The sequence below is a fragment of the Streptomyces sp. NPDC006923 genome, from assembly GCF_040635655.1.
Classification (GTDB): domain Bacteria; phylum Actinomycetota; class Actinomycetes; order Streptomycetales; family Streptomycetaceae; genus Streptomyces.
Genome location: NZ_JBEYIF010000001.1, coordinates 403856 through 429384 on the forward strand (window position 1 = coordinate 403856; position 25529 = coordinate 429384).

Sequence of the window (25529 nt, forward strand, 5' to 3'; positions counted from 1 at the left end):
CGGCCTCCCGGGTCATCGGATCGGGCGGAGCCGCCCGGCGGCTCAACCGGCCCCCGGACAACGGCACTTGGTTCCCCCGGCCGGGCCACGAGTCCCCCGCCGGCGCGCATGCCCCGGGACAGCGGATCCGGGTGGCGCCGAATGACCACGGGCTGCGCCGGGCAATTGCCCGGCGCGGGAGCGCTGAAACAAAAGAAACCTGAGTAACACGCGGTTCACAGGGCGGCAACAGCCGGGACATCACATATTGCGAGGCTTCGGGGTAAAACTGCTGCACCCGCAAAGGATGAGGCCCGTGACCTTCAAGGCTGAGTACATCTGGATCGACGGCACCGAGCCGACAGCGAAGCTGCGCTCGAAGACGAAGATCCTGACGGACGGCGCCGAGCTGCCCATCTGGGGCTTCGACGGGTCCAGCACCAATCAGGCCGAGGGCCACGCCTCCGACCGGGTGCTGAAGCCGGTCTTCTCGTGCCCCGACCCGATCCGCGGCGGGGACGACGTCCTCGTCATGTGCGAGGTCCTGAACATCGACATGACTCCGCACGAGTCCAACACGCGTGCGCAGCTCACCGAGGTCGCGCAGAAGTTCGCGGGCCAGGAGCCGATCTTCGGCATCGAGCAGGAGTACACGTTCTTCAAGGGCACGCGCCCGCTGGGCTTCCCCGAGGGCGGCTTCCCGGCTGCGCAGGGCGGCTACTACTGCGGTGTCGGCTCGGACGAGATCTTCGGCCGGGAGATCGTCGAGGCGCACCTGGACAACTGCCTCAAGGCGGGCCTGGGCATCTCCGGCATCAACGCCGAGGTCATGCCGGGCCAGTGGGAGTTCCAGGTCGGCCCGCTGGCACCGCTGGAGGTCGCGGACCAGCTCTGGATCGCCCGCTGGCTGCTGTACCGCACCGCTGAGGACTTCGACGTCTCCGCGACGCTCGACCCGAAGCCGGTCAAGGGCGACTGGAACGGCGCGGGCGCGCACACCAACTTCTCGACCAGGGCGATGCGCGAGGGGTACGAGGCGATCATCACCGCGTGCGAGTCGCTGGGCGAGGGCTCCAAGCCGCTCGACCACGTCAAGAACTACGGCGCGGGCATCGACGACCGGCTGACCGGCCTGCACGAGACCGCCCCGTGGAACGAGTACAGCTACGGCGTCTCCAACCGCGGTGCCTCGGTCCGTATCCCCTGGCAGGTCGAGCAGGACGGCAAGGGCTACATCGAGGACCGCCGTCCCAACGCCAACGTCGACCCGTACGTGGTGACACGGCTCATCGTCGACACCTGCTGCACCGCACTGGAGAAGGCCGGCCAGGTCTGACCTCCGGCTCGGCGCACGCGCCGCACCAGCTCTTCTGAGGGGGTGGCCGCCCAATTGGCGGTCGCCCCCTCAGTGTGCTGCCCGTCACCCGCTCCGGAGGTCAGGAGAGCCGAAAGGTATCTGCTGCGCTCCTCCGGTATCTGCTTCAATGGGTTCATGGCCAGCTTCGAACACACCGCGACGGGTCGCACCGACCTTGAGCCGTTCTGGCCGTCCCGGCAGCATCACGACTTCGACCGGGTGTGTTGCCGCGCAAGGAACGCGTCGGCCCTCTAAAGCCTTCTTGGCCTTCGGCCGCCGCGCATGACGTACGTCCCGTCCGTCCTGTCGACTTGACGACTCCTTCGCGCGAAAGAGCTGACCCTCCATGGCGAACCCCCGTTCCTTCTCCGCGGCGAGCGCCGCCGCCCTCGGCCAGCAGCCGGCTGTGCCCGGCCGGCACCGGCTCCGGGCCGTCGACCGTGACGAGACCGTCCCGGCCGGCACGGCCACCGGCGCTCCGGCCGGATTCCCGACCGGTCAGGTCGTGGACTTTCTGCCGCCGGGCGCCACCTGGCTGCCCGCGCCCCCGCACACGCTGCCCTCGTTGCCGGGACAGCCGCCGATGATCGGCTATCTCGTACTCGTACCGGCCGATCAGCAGGCGGCGGTGCTGGCGGCCTCAGCGCCGTACGCACCCGCCGACAGCGGGCAGCGCGGCGGCCCTGTCGAGATCGACAGCGTCCAGCGGACCGCCGCCGTCGACGGGCGGCAGCTCGACCTGACATACCTCGAATTCGAACTGCTCTCCCATCTCGTGGCGCATCCGCACCGGGTGCACACCCGCGATCAACTGGTGACGACGGTCTGGGGCTACGGACATGTGGGCGACGGGCGGACGGTCGATGTCCATGTGGCGCGGCTGCGCCGCAAGCTGGGCGCCGAGCACCGCCACACCATCCAGACGGTGCGGCGGGTCGGATACAAGTACGCGCCCTGAGCAGTGCCCGGCTGTGCGGAGCACCGGCACACGGTGCTCCGCACAGCCGCGGCGCTATCCGCGGGCGGCGCGGGCGCGGGACAGCAGGCCCAGCGCCCCGTCCAGGGCGAGGAACGCGACCAGGCTGATGCCCAGCAGGGGGACGAACCAGCCGGCCAGGGCCGCGGCCACCACCACCGGCAGCAGCCGGGCCGGTGGCACCTTCCGCCAGGCACCGCGCGGTGCCGCCCGGCCCGCGCGCAGCCTCCGGCCCCTGGTGGGCCTGCGCTGCCACCACATCCGGTAGCCCCAGACAATGATCAGGATCAGGGCCAGGGCGAGCGCGGCGAGTGCGAGCTGATTGACGAGCCCCAGGAACACCCCCATATGGGCGTCTATCCCGAAGCGGGTGAGCTGGGCGAGCAGCGGATAGTCGGCGAACCGCAGTTCGTCCATGATCATGCCGTTGGCGGGATCGACGGCGACCGAGTCGAGACGGACGGGGAACTGAGTGTCCGTCTCCGCCACCACATAGCCGCTGCCCTCGGCCGGCAGGGTCACCGCGAGCGGACCGTCGAGGCCGGCCTGGCGGGCGGCGACCACGGCCAGGTCGACGCTGATCTCCTTCCCGGGCATCCCCTCCATTCCTTCCATGCCCTCCATGCCTTCCATGCCCGCGTGGGATCCGCCGCCGCTGCCGTGTCCCTCGTGGCCGTCACCGCCCGTCCCGCCGCCTTCGAGGGTGGCGCTGACCACGGGTGTGGCGCCGCCGAGCTGGTCCTGGACCGCGCCGATGTTCTCGCCCGCGAACCGCGACCAGGTCAGGCCCGTCGCGGAGAGCAGCACCAGCCCGGTGACGGCCCACAGCCCGAGCGAACCGTGCAGGGAAAGGGTCCTGCGGCGGCCGGTGGCGCCCCGCTCGGGCGTGAGCAGCGCCCGCTTCGAGGTCCGCTTCCTGCCGGTCCACAGCAGAAGCCCGCCGAGGGCCACCGCCCACAGCCAGCTCGCGGCGAGTTCGCTGTAGATGCGGCCCGGCTCGCCCAGATGGAGATGACGGTGCAGCTCGGAGAGCCAGGTGCGCAGCGGCAGGGCGCCCGAGCTGCCGTAACTGGTCAGCTCTCCCCGTATGCCCGCGGTGTACGGATCGACGAAGACGGCGAGGGACTTGCCCTCCTCCGTCGTCGGCGTGGTCATCATCACCCGGGTGGTCTCGCCGTCCTCGGACGAGGGACGCACCGAGGTGACCGTGCCGTCCGGGTGGGCCGCCCGGGCGGCGTCGAGCTGGGCGGAGAGCGGGACGGTCCGGTCGCCGGCCGGGACCCGCAGCTCATGCCGGTAGGCCACCTTCTCCGCCTGGAAGGAGAGGGCGTAGAGGAGCCCGCTGGTGGCGGCGACCAGCAGGAGGGGCGCGATCAGCAGGCCCGCGTAGAAGTGCAGGCGCAGTACGAGGGGGCGCAGGGAACTCCAGACGGACGGGGTGTCCGTCGTGGTCCCGGATACGGCGGCGGGGCGTTCGGTCTCGGTCCCCTGTACGGGGTCGTCAATGGCCATGGCTGTCCCAGGAGTCGGCATCGGCATGGGGAAATGGGCCCCGGGCCTGCCAGAGGTCAGACAGTGCGGACAATGACGGTGACGGCGGCTTCCGGGGCCGTGGCGCGAGGTGTCCGCGGCGCGGGCGGGCCGCGGCGCGACAGCGTGTGCGCGAGGACCACACCGGCGGCCCGGCGCGGGGCGGGGGAAGCCGGTCCGGTGCGTGCCGGTCCCGGCGGCGCGGGCAGCCGTACCCCGGTCAGCAGCAGCCGGAGCGGTATGAAGGCCAGGGCACCCGCGGCGCGCGCGAGGCGGAAGAGCGCGGCCTCGCCCCGGGCGAGCCAGAGCGCGCAGACGGCGGCGGCGAGCAGGTGCGCGGCGACCATGCCCACGGGTCCGTCGAGGACCGCGACCGCGGGGTCCGGTCCGGGTCCGGCGCCCATGGTCATGGCGGGGTCCATGCGCATGCCGAGAGCGCCGTCACCGTGGGGGCCGTGCCGCCGCGGGAACAGTCCGTACGGAAGCGTCCCGGCGAAGATCAGGTGCAGGGCACCCTGGACGGCGAGGAGCGCGGCTCCGATGGTGGACGCGCCGCGGCGGCGGCCACCGGCGAGCCAGGCCCCGCCTCCGGTCACCCCGAAAGCGGTCCAGAGCGCACCGAAGGGGATCTCATGCCCGGAGGTGAACGAATGCCCCACCGCCGCCAGCGTCACGCACACCGCCGCGAAGACCGCGGCCCGCAGGGCGCGCATCGGCGACCGGGCATCTGTCATGGTCCGCACATGCTGCCATCCCGGTGGGCACCTGGGGCAGATCCCAAAAGCGCACGATTCCCCTTGCGGCGGATTCGTATGGCCCCGCCGCCGCGCGGCGGGCAGAGTCATTTTCATGAGACTCCTGATTCTCGGTGGTACGGAATTCGTGGGACGGGCGGTCACGGAGGCGGCGCTCGCCCGGGGATGGCAGGTCACCGTCTTCCATCTCGGACGGCACACGGCTCCGGCCGGTGCGACCGGGCTGGTCGGCGACCGCACGGCCCCGGACGGTCTGGCGGCCCTCGCCGAGGGTGAGTGGGACGCGGTCGTCGACACCTGGTCGGCGGCTCCGTCCGCGGTGCGGGACGCGGCGCGGCTGCTGGTGGACCGCGTCGGCCGGTTCGCGTATGTCTCCAGCCGTTCGGTCTACGCGTATCCCGCGCCGGCCGGGCTCTCCGAGGACGGCCCGGTGGTGGAGGGCGCGTCCCCGGACGCCGGACAGACCCGTTATCCGCAGGACAAGCGCGGCGGCGAGCTGGCTGCCGAGGCGGTCTTCGGCGACCGGGCGCTGCTGCTGCGGCCCGGCCTGATCATCGGCCCCTGGGAGAACATCGGGCGGCTGCCGTGGTGGCTGGGGCGGATTTCCAGGGGTGGCCCCGTGCTCGCCCCCGGCCCCCGCGACAATCCGCTTCAGTACATCGACGTACGCGACTTCGCCGAGTGGACCCTGGACGCGCTTCGGCAGGGCCTGGGCGGTGCGTACAACCTGGCGAGTCCGCCCGGCCACACCACCATGGCCGAACTGCTCGACACCTGTGTGCGGGTCACCGGATCCGACGCCGAACTGCGCTGGACCGATCCGGAGGTGATCACCGCGGCGGGCATCAAGTCCTGGTCCGACCTGCCGATCTGGGTACCGCCGGGCGCTCTCCACGACACCCTGCTCGGAGGCAATGTCGCCAAGGCTCTGGCGGCCGGCCTGCGGTATCGCCCGCTGTCCGAGACGGTCTCGGACACCTGGACCTGGCTCACCTCGATCGGTGGCGAGGCACCCCAGCGGCCGGACCGCCCGCGGCTGGGCCTCGCTCCCGAGCTGGAGGCCAAGGCACTGAATCTCTGACCACGGACCGGCGGCGCCGGGGCCCGCCACCGGCCCCGGCCGCCGGGCCCCGGACGGCCGGGGCGGCGGGGTCGCGCCCGCCGGACCGGGTCAGTGCGCTTCCCGGGCCAGCTCCGTCGCTCCCGGTATCCCCGACGTCACTGCCGCCACTGCCGCCGCTGCCGTCAGGGCCGTGCGCAGCGCGACGACACCGCGCAGCCAGGGGCCGCTCACGCCCTCCGCGTCGGCCCACAGACCGCGCAGCTCGGAGCCGTCCGCGAGGACCCGGTCCAGGGCCCTGGCCGCGAGTCCGCTCAGCTCCGCAGGGAAGAGCGGCAGGGGCTCGTCGGGGCCGTAGACCGTCTCCACGGGCGGACCGCCGGGGCACTGTGCGGCGACGAGCGCCGCCGCGGCGACGGCCACCGCCCCGTCCTCGTCGTCCAGCCGGCCGGCCCCGATCGCGCGCAGCAGCGCCTCGCGCACCAGGTCCGTCCGCTCCCCGGCGGCGGATCCGTCCAGCTCCCCCGCGAAGTCCGCCGCGCTGTCGTTGTCGAAATGCCCCGTGTCCCACGTACCCATGGTCCGCCCCCTGATCGGTCTTCAACCGGACGCCCCGATCGTGCCACGAGGCACTGACAATCCGCCGCCAATCCCCCGAGTGCGACACCTCCGGTGCGGTCGGGCTCGGTACATTCGACGCGTCCCGGGGGCCGTCGCGCCGGCGCCCCCATCACGGCGCTCCTGGAGATCCCTTGCGAGTTGTGCTGGCCGAAGACCTGTTCCTGCTGCGGGACGGTCTCGTCCGGATGCTGGAGGCCTACGACTTCGAGATCCTCGCGGCGGTGGAGAGCGGGCCCGAACTGACCAGGGCCCTCGCCGAGCTGGAGCCGGACGTCGCCGTCGTCGACGTCCGGCTGCCGCCGTCGCACACGGACGAGGGCCTGCGGTGCGCCCTCGCCGCTCGCCGCGCCCGTCCCGGCTTCCCGGTGCTCGTCCTGTCCCAGCACGTCGAGCAGTTGTACGCGCGTGAGCTGCTGGCGGACGGTGCCGGCGGAATCGGCTATCTGCTCAAGGACCGGGTCTTCGACGCGGACCAGTTCGTCGACGCGATACGCAGGGTGGCGGGCGGCGGTACGGCGATGGATCCGCAGGTGATCTCGCAACTGCTCTCCCGCCGCGCGCAGGACCGGCCGATCGGGCGTCTGACCCCCCGTGAGCGCGAGGTCATGGAACTGATGGCGCTGGGCAGGTCCAACGCCGCCATCGCCGCCCAACTCGTCGTCACGGAAAGGGCGGTGGCCAAGCACACCTCGAACATCTTCGGAAAACTGGGCCTGCCGGTGTCGGACGACGACAACCGCCGGGTCCTGGCGGTCCTCGCCTATCTCGACCGCGGCCGGTGACGTCCCGCGCGGCTCGCACCGCAATGAGGCGTATCCGCCCGGTTTGCTGATGGAGATTCATATGAATTCATCGACGGGCTGAACACGCCACCATTGCCGTCCGTATGGAACGGAGCGCTTCGCTTCCCCCCTGCCAAGATTTCCCTGTAAACGGCAACGAAGCTTGAGGAGTTCCATGGGACGCACATCGAGAAAACGCTCCACCCTGGCAAAGCGGGCGATTGTCGCTTCCGCCGCCTTGCTCCTGGGCGGGGGTGGGCTGGTGGCGGTCAATGTCTACGCGTCCGCGGGTGAAGGATGGTCCGACAAGCCACCGGCGCAGCAGCAGGCCGAGAATGCCGGACAGGCGATGTCGACCATCGACTGTCCGGATGTCGCGAACGAGGTCACCGAGGTACCCGAACCGGCGCGCCCCGAGGTCGACCGGGAGCTGGCGGCGATCGACAGCCAGATCACGGAGGCCTACCGGCAGTTCGCGGACCAGAAGGCCCAGATCGAACAGGATCCCGCATTCGCGGACAATGCGATCCTGAATCCGCTGAAGGAAAAGCGGCTGGCCGGTCTGGACCGGATCGCCGTCGCGATCAGCCGGGTCGCGGAGCGCCCGCAGGGCCTGGAGGCCCTCGCGCCCTGCACCCTGCGGGCCGACGACAACGCGGGCGCACCGGCCGGCGGCGACGGGCAGGCGCCCGGCCAGGGCGGCGAACAGGAAACTCCCGGCCAGGAAGCCCCCGGCCAGCAGGCTCCCGGCGAGGACGACGGCGCACAGGCCGGCAACGGCCCGGACGCCTCCGACTTCGTCAACATCAAGTCCGTCCGGCCGAACGTCCAGGAGCCCCGGCCGCGCCGCGGAGCCTCACGGGGCGCCTTCACCACCGAATGCGGGCGGAACGAGGCCGGCAAGTTCAATTCGGACAATGTGATCGTCGCCCCAGGTGTGAGCAATGGCGCCCACCATATGCATGATTACGTCGGAAATCAGGCCAATGACGCCTTCGCGAGCGACGACGCTCTCGCGGCCGGCGAGACCACATGCCGTAATCAGGGTGACAGGTCGACCTACTACTGGCCCGTGCTCCGTCTCCAGAACGGACAGGACGAAGCCGATGTCAATGCGGACGGCGGCGGCAAGGAAGGCAATGTCGGGGAGATCCAGACTCCGGCCCAGGTGACTCTTAAATTCGTCGGCAGCCCGGTCTCCCGGGTCACCGCCATGCCGCGTTTTCTGCGGATCATCACCGGCGACGCGAAGGCGTTTGTCAACGGCGACGCCAACGCCAATGCCTCCTGGAGCTGCACCGGATTCGAGAACCGCCAGCTCAAGGACAAATACCCGATCTGCCCCAGGGGCAGCAAGGTGGTCCGTACATTCAAGTTCCAGAGCTGCTGGGACGGCCAGAACACCGACAGCGCCAACCACCGCACCCATGTGGCCTTCGCCGATCGGAACGGCCGCTGCCAGAATGGATTCCGCGCGATTCCGCAGCTCCAGCAGCGCATTGTCTACAACGTGCCGCCGGGGCCCGGCTTCGCCGTGGACTCCTTTCCCGAGCAGCTCCACAAGCCCGTCACCGACCACGGCGACTTCATCAATGTCTTCGACGAGCGCCTGATGAACAGGGTGGTGAGCTGCCTGAACAGCGGGCGCACGTGCCGCTGATCCGGGCCGGCGCGGCTCAGTTCATGTGGTGACCGGAGTGCCCCTCGTGCCCGCCACCGCCCGCCGGGCGGTGGTGGGCCGAGCCGGTCTCCACCGTCCCGCCGAGCCGGCCGCGCAGCGCCGCGACCACCTTCGCCTCCCCGACCGCCACCCATTTCCTGCCGACCAGGTAGGAACCGCCGTAGTCGTTGGCCTCGTTGAGCCACTCGCGCTGGCCCCGGTCGGTGGCGAAGGTGGCCAGCACATACTTGCCGTCACCGGTGGTGCAGTTGGCCTGGCGCAGTTCGGCCGCGTCGGTCTGAATGTCCGGCTCGCACTCCGCCTTCGAGGCGATCTGTTCGAGGCTCCCGGTTGCCGTCTTCGGCATCCTGGGGGCCTCGTCGTCGTTCGTGCCACAGCCCGCCGCCAGAACCAGGGCCAGGGCTGCCAGTATCACTCGGGGTCGCTCCGTACACATGCGCCCATCGTGCCTCTTGCGCACCATGTCGTGTGCGGAAACGTCCACACCGGAGTGACCATCGGACCATCCACTCGTTCCCTCAGCGTGCCTCCCCACGAAGCCGTCACCACTCCAGAGCCCGCCGACTCCGCAGCCCCGTACGCCACTTCCGTCGGTGTCGAACAGGCCGAGGCGGCCCTCGTCGAGCACTACACCCGTCTCGTACGGATCGCCTATCTCGTCCTGCCGCCGTCGCTGGGCCGCAACCGGCGTGTACTGACCGCGCACGCGCTGGTGCAGCGCTCCCTGCCGCGCGGCCGGGCGGCGGGCGACGGCTCCGACGTGCCGGCGCGCGAGCCGGGCTTCGCGTATGTACGCGGCCAGGTGCTGCGCCAGGCCCTGGACGCCGGGCGTCCGCTGCGCCGCGCGGCGTGGCCCCGGCGGGCCCAGCTTCCGCCGCTGCTGCCGCACGTATGGGGCCTGCGGCTGTTCCCGCGCTCCGGCGGCGCCGACGAACTCGCCCTGGACCAGCGGCTGTCCGGCCTGTCCTGCGCGGCCCGCGCGGCGTTCGTGCTGCGCGCCCTGGAGGATCTGCCGGACCCGGAGGTACGGCGGGTGCTCGCCGATGCCGGGGCCGAGGACCCGGACGCGGCGCTCGCCCGGGCGGACGGCGTCGGCGCGCCGGAGGCCGCCGCGCTGCTGCTCTCCCCCGAGTTCGACCCGTGCTCGCTCCAGGCCCGGCCCACCGATCTGCTGCGCCGCCGCCGGTACGCCAGGGCCGCGGTCGCCGCCACCGCCGCCGCGCTGCTCTGCGGAGCGCTGCTCGCGCTGCCCGGCAACGGCTGGGGCCCGGACGGCGCCGCGGCGCCTCCGTACGCCCGCAACCCCGCGGCCGAATCGGCCCTGGACCCGGCCAAGGTGCGCCGGATCGCGCCCGCCGCCTGGGAGATCTCCGCCCGTACCGACTTCTCCGTCTGGCCCACCCGCGGCCCGCTGGCCCGGGATCACGGCCTGCTGCGCCGGGCGCTGGCCGTCTGGGCGCGGCCCGCCGCCGCGGTCCAGGTGTCCGCGACCCCGGCCACTCCCTCGGGGCCCCCGATGGGCTCACCGCAGCTTCTCTACGCGGGCAGGGTGGACAGCGCGCGGGTAGTGCTCTTCCACGACGGGATGCGGGTGATCCGGTACGCGGAGTCCGCGCGCGGCGGCGAGGCCGCGGCCCTGGACTTCGCGCGGGTCGACGGCGCGGACGCCACCGTCTCCGGCGCGCTGGTCGTCGGCCGCTCGGACGGCAATGTCCGCTATCTGACGGCGCCGTGGCTGCGGCGCACCTCGGTACGGGACCTGCTCGACCCCGACGGTTCCGCGCGGCCCCTGCGGCGCGACCGGGACGGGGTGACCGATCCGCTGCCGAGCCCGGCGACGGCCCGTGACTGCCGGTCCTGGGACACGCTCGACGTACGCGACAGGAACACCGACCGGCTGCTGACCGACCTCGGCGAGCTGACCCCGGCGCGGCTGACGTCCGGGCCGCCCTCCGCTCCGAAGGACATCTCGGCCCCGGCGGACCGCGCGGCCTGGGCCCGGACGGCCTGTCTGCTGCCGGCGGTGCGCTCGCACGGCGTACGGTCGGTGAACTCCTGGCAGTACGCCCGCCAGCCGCTGCCCGAGGCCAACGGCGCGGCGGCCTGGCTGTGCACGCGCGCGGAGACCTGGCGGGGCACCGGGAGCCGGGTAATGGCGCAGTTCCAGGCGCCGTCCCGCGAGACGGCGACGCCGGGCGCGATCGCGGCGCGCGCGGAGGACTCACCGGCGTGCGGCGTCCGGGAGCCCCGGGTGCTGGCGGGCGTCCTGTGGAAGTCGCGCGGTGGCCACTGGTACGTACTGGCGGCGGGCAGCGGACAGTTCCGCTCGCTGGCCATGGAAGGCGGGGTGCGGGGCAGCGCCAAGGGCGCCCTGCTGGCGGTACGCGCGGCCCGGGGCACCGGCGCGGAGCTGTACGGCCGGGTGGCGGACGGCACCAGGGTGGAGTCGCTGCGCTGAGCGTCATCCACCGGTGCGCCCGCCACCGGCTCTCAGCTCACGGCAGCAGCAGCCAGTCCGCACCCAGCGCCGCCACCAGGCCCACGCCCAGCAGCCAGGTCGCCAGCCGCGTACGCCCGTGCCTGCTCAGCTCGATGACCACACCGCACAGGATCATCGCCAGCCCGTACACCCCGACCACCAGCACGGACGTCCGCTGTGCCAGCCGCACCGCGAGCAGCACCGCCATCGCCACCAGCAGCACCGAAGCGGCCGCGACCCGGATGGCCCGCGCCTGACGCGGGGTCAGGCCGTCTCTTTCCTGTTCCGGCTCGGGTATCGGCGTGTCCATGGCCTCGTGGTCAGATGCGCTCATGGACCCGGAGCGTAACGGACCCCCTCCGGAGGCCGCCCGTCAGGCTGTTTGTCCGCAACCCGGGCTCGGCGGACCGGACATGACGGACATGACCGCGCGGACGCGCGGCGGGACGGCCACCGGAGAGGGAACCCGCCGGTCAGGCGTAGACCACCTTCACCTGGGTGAAGCCGAGGGACCGCAGCAGGCCCTCCAGCATGCTGGTGGTGTTCTTCTCGGCGCGGGCGGTGAGTTCGCTGTCCTTCGCCGCGTCCCCGATGTGCTGGGCGGCCAGCCGGTTCACGGCGCGCTCGTCGGCCGGGTTGTCGGAGAAGAGGTCACCGAGCCGGTCGAGGAGTCCCCGCTCCTTGGAGACGGCGTACGAACGGTCCGGGTCCAGCGCGGGCTTGCCGAGCCGGGCGTGCGGCAGCCGGATCGTCGCGGCCGTACGGGCCTCGTTGACCTGGACGCTGTCCTCGCCGATCCCGCCGAAGTCGACATACGAGCCGACCGTGCCGGCCCCGACATAGAGGGTCCTGGTGCCCCGGATCGCGTCCGGCAGGTATTTGGCGTCCTTCTCCAGGTCCACGACGACCTGGAAGTTGCCCGAGGCCGCCTCGTAACGGTCCAGGTCCTGGATGGACTGCAGCAGGGTGGGCCCCGTGCGGTCCTGGGTCTCTTCGCCGAACAGGTCCCCGAAACCGGGGAGCAGATCGAGCCGGCTGCCCAGAAACAGCAGCGCGGCCACGACGACGAGTGCGAGGGGCAGTTTGGCCCACCAGGACAGCCGCGGCGCGCGCGTGCCGTTCCTGGGCTCTTCCGTTTTCACGTCGGTGGACGTCATACCTACCAGATTTCCAGCACGGGCCGGTTCACACGGAAACAGCCGGGCCCGTTCAGCTCTCCGAGGGCAGATGGCCCAGCAGCGCGCGGGCGAGTCCGCTCTCGCCGTCGTCCACCAGGCCCCGGTGGAACGCGTCCTCGTACGCGAGGTTTCCGGCCGCCTCGCGGGCCTGCCGTTCGCACTCGGCGCGTACCGGCGCCAGCTCCGGCGTGCCGCGCTGCGGATGGCCGACCATGCGCCAGTACGCCTGGCCGGTGCCGTACGCGTGCGCGGCCCGTTCGCCGTCGCCCTGCGCGGCGAACGCGGCGGCCATCAGATCGAGGCCGAGCGCGATGCCGAAGCTGTCGCCCAGCAGCCGCTTGGCGTTGACCATCGAGCGGGCGTGGGCCTCCGCCTCGTGCGGCCGGCCCTGGAGCAGGCGGACCAGCGCGAGTTGGTAGTCGGCGTAGGAGCGGGTCCAGTACTCCTCGTGCTCCAGGCACAGCCGCCGCAGGTCGGCCGCTTCCTCGCCCGCTTCGTCGAGCCGGCCCGTCGCGGTGAGCGCGAAGATCCGGATCAGCCGGCAGCGCAGCCGTGAGCGGGAGTCGAAGGGTTCGCCGGGCAGCGCGCGCAGGGCGCGGTCGGCCACGGTGTAGGCGGCCTGCGGACGGCTCATCATCATGTACGTGATGCCGAGGAGGTAGGCCGCCGAGAGCATCGACTCGGGGTCCTGGTCGCGCCACGCGGCCATGCTGCACTGCTCGCCGAGCCGGTGCGCGGTCTCGTGGTCGCCCTGGAGCACGACGGTCATGCCGAGCGCCCACAGGGCACGGGTGCGGTGCGGCCCGACGGTGTCGTCGGCGGCCAGGGCGCGTTCCAGGTAGATCCGGGCCTCGTGCAGATGGCCGCAGCAGAACCAGAAGAAGCAGACCCGTCCCGCCATGCCGACGGCCGCTTCCGGATCGACGGCGAGCAGGTGGTTGAGGGCGGCGCACAGATCGGCGTGGGTGTCGGCCATCCGCTGGTACCAGTCGACCTGTTCGGATCCGAACCAGCCGTCGTGGGCCTGCCGGGCGAGCTCGGCGAAGTGTGCGGCGTGCCGGTCCGTGATCAGCCGTTCCTCGCCGAGTTCGGCCAGCCACATGAAGCCGTACTCACGGATGGTGTCGAGCATCCGGTAGCGGGTGCCGTCCTGCCGGACGACGGATTTGGCGATCAGGCCGGTGAGGGCCGTGGTGATGGCCTCGGCGGAGAGCGGACCGCCGGCGCAGACCGCCTGCGCGTCCACCGCTTCGATGTCGCCGCGGAAGACGGAGAGCCGCGCCCAGAGCAGGCGTTCCAGCGGCGCGCACAGTTCGTGGCTCCAGCCGATGGCCGTGCGCAGGGCGCGGTGGCGCTGGGGCCACACGTTCTCGTTGGTGAGTATGTCGAGCCGGGAGGTGAGCAGGTCGGCGATCTGCTCGACGGAGTTCTCGTCGAGCCGGGCGCAGGCGAGTTCGACGGCGAGCGGGATGCCTTCGAGCCGGCGGCAGATCTGCACGGCGGCGGCGGCGGTCCCGGGATCGTCGAGGGACACCTGGGGCGCGGCCTCGGCGGCGCGGTCGCGGAAGAGCTGGAGGACCTCGTCGTCGCCCTCCAGCGGCAGCGGCGGCACTTCCAGGCAGTACTCGCCCTTGGCCCCGAGGGGCTGTCTGCTGGTGGTGAGGACGGTGAGGCCGGGCGCGGCGGTGAGCAGTTCACCGACGAGATGGGCGCAGGCGGGCACTATCCGTTCGCACGAGTCGAGGACGAGCAGGAGCCGCCGGTCCGCGAGCCATTCGCAGAGCGCCTCGATGGGCATCCGCAGGGAGTAGTCGGAGAGCCCGACGGCGTCGGAGACGGTGGCGAGCAGCAGCCGTTCGTCGTAGAGCGGGGAGAGGTCCGCCCACCACACGCCGTCGGGATGGCGGCCCCTCCCCCGCCCGGGGCCCGGTCCGTCCGGGCGGGCGGCGCGAGGTGCGTTCGTGACTCCGGCCGCGAGCTCGGCGGCGCGCAGCGCCAGCCGGCTCTTGCCCACGCCACCGCTGCCGGTCAGCGTGATCAGCCGGTGCTCTTCGAGTGCGTGCTCCAGGAGGACCAGTTCGGTCCTGCGACCTACGAAGCTGGTCGTCTCTTCGGGAAGGTTCCCCACCACGGGTACATTCTGGCCCAGTTGGGAACCGAAGCCGGTCCCCATGGCGGGAAACGCTCGGAAGCGCCCGAGGGTTCATCCTTTCCGGTCAAGATCGGCCCGTGCCGGGGTCCTCCTTGGCCCGTATGCGTTCTCAGCAGCCGCGCGCGCCGGTGTGCAGCGCGACCGCGGTGTTTGTGCCGAGTGTCGCGGTGAACTGTCCGGAGCTGTTCACGGTCAGCCTCCGGCCGCTCTGCACATCGCAGTAGTCGCCGCCGGGCAGCGAGGTCTGGAAGGTGCGGGTGAGCGGGGAGTTCTCGTGGTTGACGGCCACATAGCCCCGGTCGCCGCGTCCGAAGGCGATCTGGTCGCCGCCGTTGTCCCACCAGTTCGTCACGGCCGTGCCCCGCACGGTGTTGCGGAAGCCGACCATGGACGAGATCTCGCGCCAGGCGTGCTGGCACTTCCAGCCGTCGCGGTAGCAGGCGTTGACGGTGCCGCCGTTGGGCGGCCCCGCGTCGCGGTCGGTGAACTCGTAGCCGGAGTGCACGTCAGGCGATCCGTAGGGCCAGGCCAGCATGAAGACATTGGCGAGGGTGTAGTTCGCGCCGTCCTTGTAGCTCAGGGTGTCGCCGCCGCGCTCGGTGTCGTGATTGTCCACGAAGACGGCGGACGTGCCGCTCGCCAGAAAGCCCCAGCCCTCGCCGTAGTTCTTCAGGTGGGCGAGGTTCTCGTTGGTGAACACCTGCTTGAGGCTTCGCGCGTACCGGAACTCCTGGACGTCTCCGGTGCCGAGGTATTCGGTCGGTGACACCGCCTCGCCGGCGCCGTGGATGACTTCCTGTTTCCAGTAGGCGCCGGGATCGTTCAGCCGGCTTCTGATCGCGGCGAGGTCGGCGGCCGGCATGTGTTTGGCGGCGTCGATCCGGAAGCCGTCGACCCCGAGCGAGAGGAGGTCGTTCAGATAGGCCGCGATCCGGCCGCGTACGTAGTCCTCGCCGGTGTCCAGATCCGCGAGCCCGACCAGCTCGCAGTTCTGTACGTTCGCGCGGTCGTTGTAGTTGGTGATCTGCGCGCGGCAGTCGTCCAGGTCGGCGCCCGAGTAGATGCCCGGATAGGTGTACTTGGCGTACGGCGAGCCGCCCGTACCGGTGCCGTCACCGGCCGCCATGTGGTTGATGACGCTGTCGGCGACGACCTTGACACCCGCCGCGTGGCAGGTGTTCACCATGTCCGTGAAGGCGGCGCGGTCACCGAGCCGGCCCGCGATCCGGTAGCTGACGGGCTGGTACGAGGTCCACCACTGGCCGCCCTGGATGTGCTCCTGGGGCGGCGAGACCTGTACGTAGCCGTAACCGGCCGGGCCGAGGGTGTCTGTGCATGCCCTGGCTATGGAGTCGAATGTCCACTCGAAGAGTACGGCGGTGACGTCCTTGCCGCCGGGCGGCGCCGCCTGGGCGGTCCCGGCGGGCACCGCGAGGGCGGTGGCGCCGGCCACCAGGGCGAGCGCGGCGGCGAGGGATCTGCGGACCATGGTTCCTCCTGCACGGGGTGGGGGATGTGCGGATGACGGATGGTGCGGTCTCTCGTGGCGGCGCGCTCCGCCCTCAGGGCCGCCCGGGGGCGGCGCGGCCGGGCCGGCGGCGGGGGCCGTTCCGGCGGAGCGGGGCGGTCACACCGTCCACCACGCCGTGGTGTCCGCCGGCAGCTCGGTCTCGCCGGGGGTACCGGGACCGGCCGGCAGGGGTCCGCTCGCCAGCAGCAGGCTTCCGCGCACCGGGATCCGTACGGCCCTGTCCGTCGTGTTGACCGTGCAGACGAAGCCCGGCCGGGCGAAGACGAGCACGCCCTCGGGGGCGTCCAGCCATTCCACCGAGGAGCCGGCGCCCAGCCCCGGGTGTTCCCGGCGCACGGCCAGCGCCGACCGGTACAGCTCCAGCGTGGAGGTGGGGTCGCCGGTCTGGGCCTCGACGCTGAGCGCGGCCCAGCTCTCCGGCTGCGGCAGCCAGCTCCCTCCGGTGCCGAAACCGTACGAACTCCCCGTGCGCGTCCAGGGGATGGGGACCCGGCAGCCGTCGCGGAAGCCGTCCTGGCCGCTCGCGCGGAAGTACGAGGGGTCCTGCCTGGCCTCGTCGGGCAGATCGGTGACATCGGGCAGCCCGAGTTCCTCGCCCTGGTAGATGTACGCGGAGCCCGGCAGGGCGAGCATCAGCAGCGACGCCGCGCGGGCCCGCCGCAGTCCGAGGGTCCGGTCGCCGGGCTCGCGTGTCTGGGTGCCGCTGCCGGGCGGTCCCGCGAACCGGGTGGCGTGCCGGGTCACATCGTGGTTGGACAGCACCCAGGTGGCCGGGGCGCCGACCGGGCGCATCGCGGCGAGTGAGACATCGATGACCTCGCGCAGCGCGGGACCGACCCACGAGGTGCTCAGGTACTGGAAGTTGAACGCCTGGTGCAGCTCGTCGGGGCGCACGTAGTTCGCGGTGCGCTCGACGGTCGGTGTCCATGCCTCGGCGACGGCGATCCGGTCGCCGGGGTATTCGTCGAGGATCGTGCGCCAGCTCCGGTAGATCTCGTGCACTCCGTCCTGGTCGAAGAACGGCAGGCCGGCATCGCTGCTGCCGAGCAGCCTGAGCTGTCCGCCGCTGCCGATGTCCGGCAGTCCGGCCGCCTTGACCAGACCGTGGGCGACATCGACGCGGAAGCCGTCCACACCCATGTCCAGCCAGAAGCGCATGATCGAGCGGAACTCGTCGGCGACGGCCGGGTGGTCCCAGTTGAAGTCGGGCTGCTCGGGGGCGAAGAGATGCAGATACCACTCGCCGGGGGTGCCGTCCGGGTCGGTGGTACGGGTCCAGGCGGGGCCGCCGAAGATGGACTCCCAGTCGTTGGGCGGGAGTTCACCGGCGGCTCCCTTGCCGGGCCGGAAGTGGTAACGCTCGCGCAGGGGGGAGCCCGGCCCTTCCCGCAGCGCGCGCCTGAACCATTCGTGGTCCTCGGAGGAGTGGTTCGGTACGAGGTCGACGATGACGCGCAGGCCCAGCTCATGGGCGTCACGGATCAGCGCGTCGGCGTCCAGCAGGGTGCCGAACATCGGGTCGATGGCCCGGTAGTCGGAGACGTCGTAGCCGGCGTCGGCCTGCGGCGACGCGTAGAAGGGACTGAGCCAGACGGCGTCGACGCCGAGCTGCTTGAGATACGGGAGACGGCGGCGCGCTCCGTCGAGATCGCCCATTCCGTCGCCGTTGCCGTCGGCGAAGCTGCGTGGATAGACCTGGTAGATCACCGCGTCCCGCCACCAGCCCGAGCGGTCGCCCGGGGCGTCGTCCGACGGGCCGGTGAGAGGGGCAGCGAGGTGCTGGGTCATGTCATCCCTGGAGTGTCTGCGGTGGGGGGCGGCACCGGGACCGATGGGCCCGGTGCCGCCTTCGTACGTGCGCGGTGGTGCGGTGGGACGTCCCGGCGCGGTGGTGCGCCGGTCTGCGCCGGTCAGCCCTTGACGGCGCCGGCCGACATCCCGGTGACGAGATGGCGCTGGGCGAGGAGGAAGACGAGTGCGGCGGGGACGGCGATGAGTACGGACGCGGCGGTCATCGGGCCCCACTGGGCGCCGTACTGGTTGACGAACTTCTGGAGACCGCCGGCGAGCGTGAGGTTCTCGTCGCCGACCAGGAAGGCCGAGGCGTAGGCGACTTCGCCCCAGGCGGTGATGAAGGAGTAGAACGCGGTCACCGCGAGGCCCGGTCTGGCCAGCGGCAGGATCAGCCGGAAGAAGGTGCCGAACGGCGTCAGCCCGTCGACCTGGCCGGATTCGTCGATCTCCGCCGGGATGGTGTCGAAGAAGCCCTTCATCATCCAGGCGCAGAAGGGCACCGCGATGGTGAGGTACGTGATCACCAGACCGGCCGGATTGTTGAGCAGTCCGAGGCCCGCCATGATGTTGTAGATCGGCACGATGAGGACGGCGACCGGGAACATCTGGGTGATGAGCAGGGTCCACATCAGACCGCGTTTGCCGGGGAAGCGGAAGCGGCTGACGGCGTAGCCGGTGGTGGCCGCCACGAACACACCGAGCACGGTGGTGAGGCCCGCGATGAGCAGTGAGTTGCCGAACCAGGTGAGGAACGGTGTGTCCCGCAGCAGCCCGGTGTAGTTCTCGAACGTCGTCTCCGTGAAGAAGTCCGTGGTCGTCGCGTGGCTCGGCGGCTTGAGCGAGGTCAGGAAGACCCACAGCACCGGGAAGACGGCTGTCACGGACGCGACGACGAGGGTGGTGTGCAGCGCGGCCGAGGCCAGCGGCGAGCGCCGGCCGCGGCGCCGGGTGCGGGGCGCGGTCGGGACGGCGGGGCGGGGTGCGGCGGTGGTCACCACGTATCTCCCTGCGTGCGGAGGACTCGCCGGTAGACCGCGGCGAAGAGCATCAGGAGGACAAGGATCAGCACGCCCCAGGTGGAGGACTGAGCGAAGTCGCGCGGGCTGATCTCGAAGGAGAACTTGTATGCCTGCGTGACCAGGATCTGGGTGGCCTCGCCGGGGCCGCCGCGCGTCAGCAGGAAGATCACCGGGAACATGTTGAAGGTCCAGATGGTGGAGAGCAGGACCACCGTCGTGCTGACCGACCGCAGCCCCGGCATGGTGATGTGGCAGAACCGCTGCCAGGTGGTGGCGCCGTCCATCTCGGCGGCCTCGTACATCTCGCCGGGGATGGACTGGAGTCCGCCGAGCAGGGCGACCATCATGAACGGCACGCCGAGCCAGATGTTCACGGCGATGACGGAGAACTTGGCCCAGCCCGGGTCGTTGAGCCAGGGCACGGCGTCGATGCCGCCGCCGGCCAGCAGCTTGTTGAGAAAGCCCCGGTCCTCGTTGTAGAGGAAGCGCCAGGCGAAGACGGAGACGAAGCCCGGTACGGCCCAGGGCAGGATCAGCAGCATCCGGTAGACGGAGCGGCCGGCGATCCTGCGGTTGAGGATGTTCGCCAGGGCGAGGCCCAGCGCGAAGGTCACGCTGACGCAGGAGAACGTCCACACCAGGGTCCAGCCGAGGGTGGCGAGGAACTGCCCGCCCGTCAGCGCCTCCGTGTAGTTGCCGAGACCGATGAACTCGTAGGTGGCGGGCAGGTGGTTGACGCCGATGTGGCGCTCGACATTGCGCTCGTTGGCGTCGGTGAGCGACAGCCAGACGCCGCGGACCAGTGGATACCCGATGATCACGCCGATCACGGTCACCACCGGCGCGACCATCGTCCAGGCGTACCAGTGTGTCGAGAGCCCCCGCCGGAACCTGCCGGGTGGGTTGCCAGAGCGGGGGCCGGAGCCGCGGGCGATGTCGTCGCCCGCGGCCCGCGCCACCGACTGGCCGGTGTGGACAGCCATCAGCCGGCCCGCCTTCCTGTTACTTCCAGCCCTTGAGCAGCTTGCGGTACGCGTCGCCGGTGGCCGTGACGCCCTGCTCCGGTGTGGTCTGGCCGGTGAGGACCTTGGTGTACTCGGTCACCAGCGGCGCGAACAGGCTGCCGGTCTCGGGGATCCAGGGGCGCTCGACGGCCTTGTCGACCACGGGCTTGAAGAAGCCGACGATCTCGTTGGCGGCGACATCCGGCTGGGCGTAGACGGAGGTACGGGTCGGCAGCAGGTTCAGTTCCTCGGCGACCCTGGCCTGGCTCGCCGCCGACGTCATGTACTCGGTGAACGCGTAGGAGGCGTCAAGGTTTCCGGAGCCCGCGTAGACCGCGAGGTTGTGGCCGCCCTGCGGGGCGCCCTGCCCGGCGGAGCCGGCCGGTACGGGCGCGATGCCGAGGTTTGTCCGGTCCTTGAACTGCGGCCCGCCGTAGGTGTCGGTGATCGCCCACGGGCCGTTGATCATCATGGCGACCTCGCCCTCCTTGAAGGCCGTCTGCATGTTCTCGAAACCGTCCGTGGCGTCGGTCTTGGCGACGCCGGAGTCCACCAGGTCCTTGACGACGGTCATGGCCTTCACCCCGGCCGCGTTGTCGACGGTGACGGTCCTGCTCCCGGCGTCGACCAGATTGCCGCCCTCGCCGTACAGGAACGACAGGAACCAGTAGGCGTCGTCGCCGCGCAGATACAGGCCGGTCTTGCCGGTCCGCTCCTTGACTGTCTTCGACACGGACTTCAACTCCTCGACGGTGCCGGGCACTTCGACGCCGGCGTCCTTGAGGATCCGCTTGTTGTAGAAGATGCCCATGGAGTCGATGACCTGCGGCACGGCATAGGTCTTGCCGCCGTACCGGGTGGAGGCGGCGGCCTGGCCGAGGAAGTCCTTCTCGTCCTTGAGCGCCGGGGTGCCGTCCAGCGGCGCGAGATAGCCGAGATCGGCGAACTCGGGGGTCCAGGCGACCTCGGAGCGGATCACGTCGGGAGCGCCGGAGCCGGACTGCGCCGCGTTCTTGAACTTGTTCTGGGCGTCGCCGAAGGGCACGTTCACATACTTGACGTCGACCTTCGGGTGTTCCTTCTCGAAGTCCTCGGCGAGCTTCTTGAAGACCTTGTCCTCGCTGCCGACGGTCGAGGTGTCCCACCAGGTGACCGTTCCCGAGAGCTCGCCGCCCGAGCTCTTGGCGCCGCCTGACTTGTCGTCAGTGCCGCAGGCGGTCGCCGCGAGGACCAGGGTCGCGGCCAGGGCGGCGGCCGTTATGCCACGTCGCATCCGAACTCCTTCAACTGCCGTACCGCTCCATTGCGGCGCCGGGTCGGACGTGAAGGTAACAGCGATGAAAGAAGGCCGAAAGACCTTGCGGAATATTTCCGCAAGAGCCGCCGCTCGTTACCTGTGCGTACCCCGCCCGGGCCCGCCGGACACATGACGGGGGATCAGATCGCCTGGCAGAGACGGTTTATGCAGGCCGAGGGGGTCTCGGGACCCGGCACCGGCACCGCAGGAAGGTTTCGCAAGATCTTGCAAGGTCTTGCCGATCCGGCTGGCTTCCGCGCCCGGTGTGCAATCCGACAGACGCCCGGTACAGTCCACTCCCATGACCGCACGGCTTGCCGACATCGCAACCCAGGCGGGGGTCAGCGAAGCGACGGTCAGCCGCGTACTGAACGGCAAGCCCGGGGTTGCCGCGACCACCCGCGAATCCGTTCTCGCCGCGCTCGACGTCCTCGGCTACGAGCGTCCCGTACGGCTGCGCCGCCGCAGCGCCGGACTGGTCGGCCTGATCACGCCGGAACTGGAGAATCCGATCTTCCCGGCGCTGGCCCAGGTGATAGGCCAGGCCCTCACCCGGCAGGGCTACACCCCGGTGCTGGCGACCCAGACGCCCGGCGGGTCCACCGAGGACGAGCTGACCGAGATGCTCGTCGAGCGGGACGTCTCCGGCATCATCTTCGTCTCCGGGCTGCACGCCGACACCTCGGCGGACATGGGCCGGTACGAGAGGCTCCGCTCCCAGGGCGTGCCCTATGTCCTCGTGGACGGTTTCTCGCCGAAGGTCCAGGCCCCCTTCATTTCGCCGGACGACCGGGCGGCCGTCCGGCTCGCGGTGACCCATCTCGTCTCGCTGGGCCACCAGCGGATCGGGCTCGCCGTCGGCCCCAAGCGCTTTGTGCCGGTGCTCCGCAAGATCGAGGGCTTCCGGGCCACGGTCCAGGAGCTGCTCGGTCTCTCGCCCCGGGAGACGGACGAGCTGATCCAGCAGTCGCTGTTCACGCTGGAGGGCGGCCAGGCCGCCGCCACCGCGCTGATCGAGCGCGGCTGTACGGCCGTGGTGTGCGCGAGCGACATGATGGCGCTCGGCGCGATCAGGGCGGCCAGGCGGCTCGGTCTGGAGGTGCCCGGGGATCTGTCGGTGGTCGGCTTCGACGACTCACCGCTCATAGCGTTCACCGATCCCCCGCTGACGACGATCCGCAAGCCGGTGCCGTCGATGGGCCAGGCGGCGGTACGCACGCTGCTGGAGGAGATCGGTGGCACACCCGCCCCGCACAGCGAGTTCGTCTTCATGCCGGAGCTGGTGGTCCGTGGTTCAACGGCTTCCGCTCCGGCTCCGGGGCACCTCGGGTCGACGGGGCAGCGCGGTCGACTTTAGGGTGTACCGAATGCGGCACGAACCCGACCGGGGGATGATCGGTCGGGGGCGGGGAATCTGGCAGACTCTCTCGCTGTGACTCCTCCACCCCCTGAGTGGGGTGGCTTCTCACTTGGCTCGGCACCGGCCTCGTGCCGGCCGCGCCCTGACGCTGCCCATGGGCGGGGAGGCGGAGTACTGCACCGGGGAGAGACGGGTGAATCGACCGTGAAGACACGGGAAGGCCGGACGGCCGCCCCGTCACCCATCACCGACGAGGCGACTGACGCGCCGCGGGCCGGCGCGACCCGCGTGGTGAGCGCCGAGGACGAGAGGCGCGGCCGGGTACGGCTGTGGCGCCTCCGGTCACCTCGCCGCCCGCGGATCTGGTTCGAAATCCTGTTGATCGCGGTCAGTTACTGGACGTACTCCCTGATCCGCAACGCCGTGCCGGAGCAGCGGGTCAAGGCGCTGCGTAACGCCGAGTGGATCTGGCAGACGGAACGGGCCCTGGGGATCGCGGTCGAGCAGTCCGTCAACCACGCCGTCAATTCGGTGACGTGGCTGATCGTGGCCATGAACTACTACTACGCGACGTTGCACTTCGTCGTCACCATCTGTGTGCTGATCTGGCTCTTCCGCCGCCACCCCGGCCGCTACGCCGCCGCCCGCCTGGTGCTCTTCGCGACCACGGTCGTCGCCCTGCTCGGTTACTACCTGTATCCGCTGGCACCGCCGCGTCTGATGACCGGAGGGCACTTCGTCGACACGGTCGCGTTCCACAACACCTGGGGCTCGATGGCCTCGGGCGACCTGAAGAACATGTCGAACCAGTACGCGGCGATGCCGTCGATGCACATCGGCTGGTCCCTGTGGTGCGGTGTGACCGTCTTCGCGCTGGCCTCGGCGCCCTGGGCGAAGATACTCGGGCTGCTCTATCCGGCGGTCACCCTGCTCGTGATCGTCTCCACCGCGAACCACTTCTGGCTGGACGCCGTGGGCGGCATGGTCTGCCTCGCGTTCGGTTTCGGCATTTCGTACCTCTGGTACGGCGAGCTGCCGTACCGGCTCCCGCGCCAGGTCGGCCCCGGCCGCCGGCGAGAGCACGGACGCCGGCCCCTGACGGCCTGACGCCCCGGTCGCGCCGGGGCAGGGGGTACAGGCGCGGGGCCCCGCCCGCCGGATCACGCCGCGCAGGTCGACGAACTCACTCGACGGACTTCTCGATCGCCTCGAAAATGTCCGAGTCGGTCTCCTTCTGCCAGTCGGGGAGGTCCGGCCAGTCAGCCACGTAGCCCGGCTTGGGAGCTTCGAAGTGCTTGAACATCTGGGCGGTCCAGCACGTCGCGACGAACCGGCCCTTCTGCTCGCGTGACAGCCGCGAAGCATGCCCCTCGCTCACGAGGAGGAACTGTCGCACCTGTCCCTGGACGGCGGCTGCTGCCTGGCGTTCCCACTCCGGGGTGTCCTCCCAAGGAGTCACGTAGCCGGGCTTCGGCTCACCGGGAAAGTGTGCTCGTACGCCGGCGACCCACATCTCCCGGAACAGGCGGCCGTCCTCGGTCTGCGGCATGCTTACCCCTCTCGTCGCGTGATGCTCAGTGCGCCGATCTCGGCGTCCAGCTCAGCGACGCGGTGGTCGCGGACCAAGGGACCGAGCTCGGTTCGCAGGTTGCGGAGTCTACGGGCGACATACCCGGAGGATGTTTCCCAGGCAAGTTGCAGTGCCTCACGGCCGTAGACAAGAAGTTGATCCGGATCGCGCCGCTTGGCCCCAATCGCGGCCAGGTCCGTCAACGCGGCCCCACGGCGTCGCAACGAGGTTCCCTCCCTCGCGAGTGAGCTTTGGTCCAGCGCGCTCTTGAGTGCCCCTTCGGCCAGGTCGAGACGGCCGAGCTGTACGTATCGGGCACCCCGCTCCTCGGCCAGCCGGGAACCGTCGAAGCGCAGCCATCCCCCGTTATGACCGGGGGACGTCAGGTCCCGCACCTTCTCCGCCTCGTCCAGGGCGCGCTCACAGGCGGCCAGGTCACCCAGCCCGGCATGCGCCTCAGCCTGAACCGAGGCAACCCAATGGCGTGTGGACAGCGCGCTGTCTCCTCGACCGGCGAGCCTCTCGGCAGCCGAGAGGATGCCTGCGGCTTCCTTGTATCTGCGCTCGTACATGTCGATGTACGCGTGCCGCACCAGCGAGCAGGCCCAGAGGTCAAACGATCCCGCGTCCTTACTCGCCGCCGCGGCGAGCGTGTACGACGCTGCGGCGTCCGTGTAACGGTTGCTGTCGAAGGCCAGCTCGCCTGCGAGTTGGAAGAGGTCGCCCGCCGCGCCGCACAAAGCCTGAACTTGCGTGTCCGAGCGTTCGTCCAGCGCCTTGCTCAGGGCCGCGAGCTGCTCCCGAACGATCGGGTACACGGAGCCCTTGGAGCGGGCGAGCTGGTAGACCTGCCAGAGGTGGCTGTTCATGCGCAGAAAGTCGGCGGAGGAGCCCCGGCGTACTCCTTCGGCCGGCGCGTCGGCCTCTTCGGCGGGTAAGGAAGCAAGGGCACCGGTCACGGCGATAACACGCAGGAACTCGCGTCGGATCATGTCGTCGATGTCCCCCGTCCGGTGGTGGTCGCCTGGCGGCGGCCCGGCCGACTCCTGAGGCGAGCGCTGCGGGTGGCCCACCAGGGAGTCGAGTTCGGCAAGATCGACTTGCAGCACCTCGGCCAGCCTTGGACGCAGCAGCGGCTGAGGCACGGTCCTGCCGCTCTCCCAACGTCCAACCGTTGTACGGTCGACGCCCACGGCATGGGCAAGGCTTTCCTGACTGTAGCCGAGGACTTTTCGCCGTTCCGCAACACCCATGTCGGGGCCCCCTTCACAGCCTGAATCTGCCTCTCCGGGCGGTGCCCGCGCAGCGCACGCGTCAGCAGTGCGTCAAGACTGCCGCACGGATGCCGTGGAGCGCTTCGGCTCGAAGCGGTTCTCTGGTCGTTGTCACAAACGAGAACTGCCG

20 protein-coding genes and 2 pseudogenes are annotated in these 25529 nt (G+C 70.8%); 8 read left to right on the top strand and 14 right to left on the bottom strand.

Annotation, left to right across the window (positions count from 1 at the left end; genetic code table 11):
- Positions 1 to 295 precede the first annotated feature (295 nt).
- Together glnII and ABZ707_RS01825 are read left to right on the top strand one after the other, a co-directional pair.
- On the top strand, positions 296 to 1315 hold the full coding sequence (glnII, locus tag ABZ707_RS01820; protein ID WP_360166057.1) for a glutamine synthetase: 1020 nt from the start codon (positions 296 to 298) through the stop codon (positions 1313 to 1315).
- 367 nt (positions 1316 to 1682) lie between these two features.
- Positions 1683 to 2294 (top strand): winged helix-turn-helix domain-containing protein, encoded by a 612-nt coding sequence (locus tag ABZ707_RS01825; RefSeq protein WP_360166060.1) that lies wholly within the window; start codon positions 1683 to 1685, stop codon positions 2292 to 2294.
- Positions 2295 to 2348: 54 nt separating this feature from the next.
- Here ABZ707_RS01825 and ABZ707_RS01830 read toward each other — a convergent pair whose 3' ends face one another.
- Together ABZ707_RS01830 and ABZ707_RS01835 are read right to left on the bottom strand one after the other, a co-directional pair.
- Positions 2349 to 3824: a PepSY domain-containing protein gene (locus ABZ707_RS01830; RefSeq protein ID WP_360166063.1), complete on the bottom strand. Its 1476-nt coding sequence runs from the start codon at positions 3822 to 3824 to the stop codon at positions 2349 to 2351.
- Positions 3825 to 3880: 56 nt separating this feature from the next.
- Positions 3881 to 4576 carry a hypothetical protein gene (locus ABZ707_RS01835; protein WP_360166066.1) on the bottom strand — a complete coding sequence of 232 codons (696 nt, stop codon included), beginning with the start codon at positions 4574 to 4576 and terminating at the stop codon, positions 3881 to 3883.
- 115 nt (positions 4577 to 4691) lie between these two features.
- On the opposite strand from ABZ707_RS01835, the gene ABZ707_RS01840 reads away from it, so the two are divergent.
- The gene (locus ABZ707_RS01840; protein ID WP_360166069.1) at positions 4692 to 5678 is read left to right on the top strand and encodes an NAD-dependent epimerase/dehydratase family protein; all 987 of its coding nucleotides are present in this window, start codon (positions 4692 to 4694) and stop codon (positions 5676 to 5678) included.
- A 90-nt stretch (positions 5679 to 5768) separates the two neighbouring features.
- Here ABZ707_RS01840 and ABZ707_RS01845 read toward each other — a convergent pair whose 3' ends face one another.
- Positions 5769 to 6236, bottom strand: coding sequence for a DUF4259 domain-containing protein (locus tag ABZ707_RS01845; RefSeq protein WP_360166071.1), 468 nt, complete (start codon positions 6234 to 6236; stop codon positions 5769 to 5771).
- 173 nt (positions 6237 to 6409) lie between these two features.
- Here ABZ707_RS01845 and ABZ707_RS01850 point away from each other — a divergent pair, with 173 nt between their 5' ends.
- Together ABZ707_RS01850 and ABZ707_RS01855 are read left to right on the top strand one after the other, a co-directional pair.
- The gene (locus ABZ707_RS01850) at positions 6410 to 7060 is read left to right on the top strand and encodes a response regulator transcription factor (protein ID WP_360166074.1); all 651 of its coding nucleotides are present in this window, start codon (positions 6410 to 6412) and stop codon (positions 7058 to 7060) included.
- A 175-nt stretch (positions 7061 to 7235) separates the two neighbouring features.
- Complete coding sequence (locus ABZ707_RS01855) at positions 7236 to 8720, top strand: DUF1996 domain-containing protein (RefSeq protein WP_360166077.1); 1485 nt, start codon at positions 7236 to 7238, stop codon at positions 8718 to 8720.
- A 16-nt stretch (positions 8721 to 8736) separates the two neighbouring features.
- Here ABZ707_RS01855 and ABZ707_RS01860 read toward each other — a convergent pair whose 3' ends face one another.
- Positions 8737 to 9153 (bottom strand): hypothetical protein, encoded by a 417-nt coding sequence (locus ABZ707_RS01860; RefSeq protein WP_360166949.1) that lies wholly within the window; start codon positions 9151 to 9153, stop codon positions 8737 to 8739.
- A 111-nt stretch (positions 9154 to 9264) separates the two neighbouring features.
- Between ABZ707_RS01860 and ABZ707_RS01865 the strand changes: the two genes are divergently transcribed.
- Positions 9265 to 11199, top strand: a complete 1935-nt coding sequence (locus ABZ707_RS01865; RefSeq protein WP_360166080.1) for a hypothetical protein — start codon at positions 9265 to 9267, stop codon at positions 11197 to 11199.
- A gap of 37 nt (positions 11200 to 11236) precedes the next feature.
- Here the strand turns inward: ABZ707_RS01865 and ABZ707_RS01870 are convergent.
- From ABZ707_RS01870 to ABZ707_RS01905, 8 genes and pseudogenes are all read right to left on the bottom strand, one after another.
- Positions 11237 to 11491 (bottom strand): annotated as a pseudogene (locus ABZ707_RS01870) (hypothetical protein); the annotation flags it as partial.
- Between the two features lie 202 nt (positions 11492 to 11693).
- On the bottom strand, positions 11694 to 12377 hold the full coding sequence (locus tag ABZ707_RS01875; RefSeq protein ID WP_360166083.1) for a DUF4230 domain-containing protein: 684 nt from the start codon (positions 12375 to 12377) through the stop codon (positions 11694 to 11696).
- Between the two features lie 52 nt (positions 12378 to 12429).
- A complete protein-coding gene (locus ABZ707_RS01880) occupies positions 12430 to 14526 on the bottom strand; it encodes a regulator (protein ID WP_360166952.1) in 2097 nt (698 codons plus the stop codon).
- 136 nt (positions 14527 to 14662) lie between these two features.
- Positions 14663 to 16039, bottom strand: a pseudogene (locus ABZ707_RS01885) (alpha-amylase family protein); the annotation flags it as partial.
- A 138-nt stretch (positions 16040 to 16177) separates the two neighbouring features.
- Positions 16178 to 17869 (bottom strand): glycoside hydrolase family 13 protein, encoded by a 1692-nt coding sequence (locus ABZ707_RS01890; RefSeq protein ID WP_360166086.1) that lies wholly within the window; start codon positions 17867 to 17869, stop codon positions 16178 to 16180.
- 122 nt (positions 17870 to 17991) lie between these two features.
- The gene (locus ABZ707_RS01895) at positions 17992 to 18870 is read right to left on the bottom strand and encodes a carbohydrate ABC transporter permease (RefSeq protein WP_360166089.1); all 879 of its coding nucleotides are present in this window, start codon (positions 18868 to 18870) and stop codon (positions 17992 to 17994) included.
- Positions 18867 to 19877 (bottom strand): sugar ABC transporter permease, encoded by a 1011-nt coding sequence (locus tag ABZ707_RS01900; protein WP_360166091.1) that lies wholly within the window; start codon positions 19875 to 19877, stop codon positions 18867 to 18869. The genes ABZ707_RS01895 and ABZ707_RS01900 overlap by 4 nt, the downstream gene beginning before the upstream one ends.
- A 19-nt stretch (positions 19878 to 19896) precedes the next feature.
- A complete protein-coding gene (locus ABZ707_RS01905; protein WP_360166094.1) occupies positions 19897 to 21171 on the bottom strand; it encodes an extracellular solute-binding protein in 1275 nt (424 codons plus the stop codon).
- A 325-nt stretch (positions 21172 to 21496) separates the two neighbouring features.
- Between ABZ707_RS01905 and ABZ707_RS01910 the strand changes: the two genes are divergently transcribed.
- On the top strand, positions 21497 to 22552 hold the full coding sequence (locus ABZ707_RS01910) for a LacI family DNA-binding transcriptional regulator (protein ID WP_360166097.1): 1056 nt from the start codon (positions 21497 to 21499) through the stop codon (positions 22550 to 22552).
- 207 nt (positions 22553 to 22759) lie between these two features.
- A complete protein-coding gene (locus ABZ707_RS01915) occupies positions 22760 to 23662 on the top strand; it encodes a phosphatase PAP2 family protein (RefSeq protein WP_360166100.1) in 903 nt (300 codons plus the stop codon).
- A gap of 76 nt (positions 23663 to 23738) precedes the next feature.
- Here the strand turns inward: ABZ707_RS01915 and ABZ707_RS01920 are convergent, their stop codons facing one another.
- Both ABZ707_RS01920 and ABZ707_RS01925 read right to left on the bottom strand, forming a co-directional pair.
- A complete protein-coding gene (locus ABZ707_RS01920) occupies positions 23739 to 24104 on the bottom strand; it encodes a hypothetical protein (protein WP_360166103.1) in 366 nt (121 codons plus the stop codon).
- Positions 24105 to 24106: 2 nt separating this feature from the next.
- A complete protein-coding gene (locus ABZ707_RS01925; protein ID WP_360166106.1) occupies positions 24107 to 25378 on the bottom strand; it encodes a helix-turn-helix domain-containing protein in 1272 nt (423 codons plus the stop codon).
- Between the last annotated feature and the right edge of the window lie 151 nt (positions 25379 to 25529).